The organism is Oribacterium sp. P6A1 (assembly GCF_000702885.1).
Taxonomy (GTDB): Bacteria; Bacillota; Clostridia; order Lachnospirales; family Lachnospiraceae; genus Oribacterium.
Map to the genome: position 1 here is coordinate 1 of NZ_JNKO01000084.1, position 2,053 is coordinate 2,053.

The window sequence follows — 2,053 nt, forward strand, 5'->3', positions numbered from 1 at the left end:
CGGATCTTTGACACCCCAAACCCTCAGAAGGCGCACCACGCCTTATTTTTTTGTCAATTTTTAAATATTTATAATGCGTAATAGCGTAATTTGATGTATAATCAAAGCAGTATTCTTTTATACTGGAGATATTAAAGATGCGCATTACTAAATCCGGAAAAAATCACTACATCATCCGTTCAATAAAACGTGATGGGAAACGCTCTTCAGAAGTTGTGGAACGTCTTGGGACCGATGAAGAAATTATGCTCGCACATAACTGTACAGATGCACGCAGTTGGATGGAACAACGCTTAAAAGAACTTAACGAAGAAGAGAAAAAACAAGTCACAAAAGTGCTCGTACCATTCGAATCAAAAACTCTTATTCCACTGGATGAGAGAAAATCATTTAATGTGGGATACCTTTTTCTCCAGCAGATCTACTACGACCTTTATCTGCCAAATATTTGCGAACAAATCTCAAAAAAACATGGATTTCAATATGATTTAAATAACATTCTTTCAAGACTGATTTATGGACGTATTCTTTTTCCTTCTTCGAAGCTTTCCTGTTTTGAACAAGCAAGAAGTTTAATGGAAAAACCTGAGTTTGAAGCACATCAAATTTATCGTGCTTTATCTGTTATCGCTGATGAATCTGATTACATTCAGAGCAAGCTTTACGAGTACAGCAAAAGGGTATTAAAAAGGCAGACCGGAATACTGTATTATGACTGTACAAATTTCTTTTTTGAAATCGAAGAAGAAAGCGGTTTAAAAAAATATGGCAAGAGCAAAGAACATCGACCGAATCCTATTGTTCAGATGGGATTGTTTATGGATAAAACCGGAATCCCACTCGCGTTCTGCATTAATGACGGAAATAAAAATGAGCAGACTTCTCTTATACCGATGGAAGAACAGCTTATTAAAGATTTCTCGCTTTCAAGGTTTGTGGTCTGTACAGATGCTGGTTTATCGTCTGAAACAAATCGTATGTTCAACAATTTTGGAGGACGCTGTTTTATTACAACACAATCAATAAAAAAGCTAAAAAAAGAGCTTAAAGACTGGTGCCTTGATCCGACAGGATGGAGGCTGAAGGGCTCCACTGAAAAATTTGATATAAGAGAAATCGAAGACAATGAAGACAACCTTAATCTGATTTTTTACAAAGAAAAATGGGTCGAAGGATATGATGATGAACGAGAAATCGAATTCAATCAGAACCTTATCGTTACATACTCAATCAAATACAGAAACTATCTACGCAAGGTAAGAAAAAATCAAATCGATCATGCAATTCGAGCTCTTAGTAACAGTGACAAAATAGATAAACGTAATCAAAATGACTATCGTAGATTTATTAAAAAAACATCCTTCACTAACGATGGAGAAATAGCAGAAAAAAAGTCCTATGAAATCGATGATGATGTGATTTCAGAAGAAGAAAAATACGACGGGTTCTACGCTGTTTTCACAAATCTCGAAGATGATGCTTCAGAAATCGCAAAGATTAATCACGACCGCTGGGAAATCGAAGAATCGTTTCGAATTATGAAAACAGAATTCAAATCAAGACCTGTATATCTGCAGAGGGACGATCGTATAAAAGCACATTTTTTAACTTGCTTTATTTCACTTTTGATATATCGAATCTTAGAGAAAAAGCTTGATGATAAATACACTTGTGAAACACTGATTAATACGTTAAGCAGCATGAATATGATTGACATTCATGAAGGATATATTCCTGCCTATACCAGAACAAAGATAACCGATGCCCTACACGAAAATGCAGGATTCAGAACTGATTATGAAATCATAAGAAAACGAGAAATGCGAGGCATCTGTCGAAGATCCAAAGAATGATCATAAACGCCCCTTTCGCGTCGGGGCGGGACCGTGAAAGTTAATTATTATCAAAACGTCAAAAGGGGTGGGCGAAAGGGGCAAGAACAGCCATGAACAACTAATAATTACGCACTTCGCGAAAATCAACAAAAGTCTCGGGAATGGCTTATAGAGCCAATCCTGAGACTTAATAGACACTTGTACTGTCAAAGATGGGA

The 2,053-nt window shown here is 36.4% G+C and carries 1 protein-coding gene; it reads left to right on the top strand.

What is annotated here, in order from left to right:
• Window positions 1-137: 137 nt before the first annotated feature.
• Entirely contained in the window at window positions 138-1,853 is a 1,716-nt protein-coding gene (locus T515_RS16100; RefSeq protein WP_036613588.1) for an IS1634 family transposase, read from the top strand.
• Window positions 1,854-2,053: the final 200 nt, after the last annotated feature.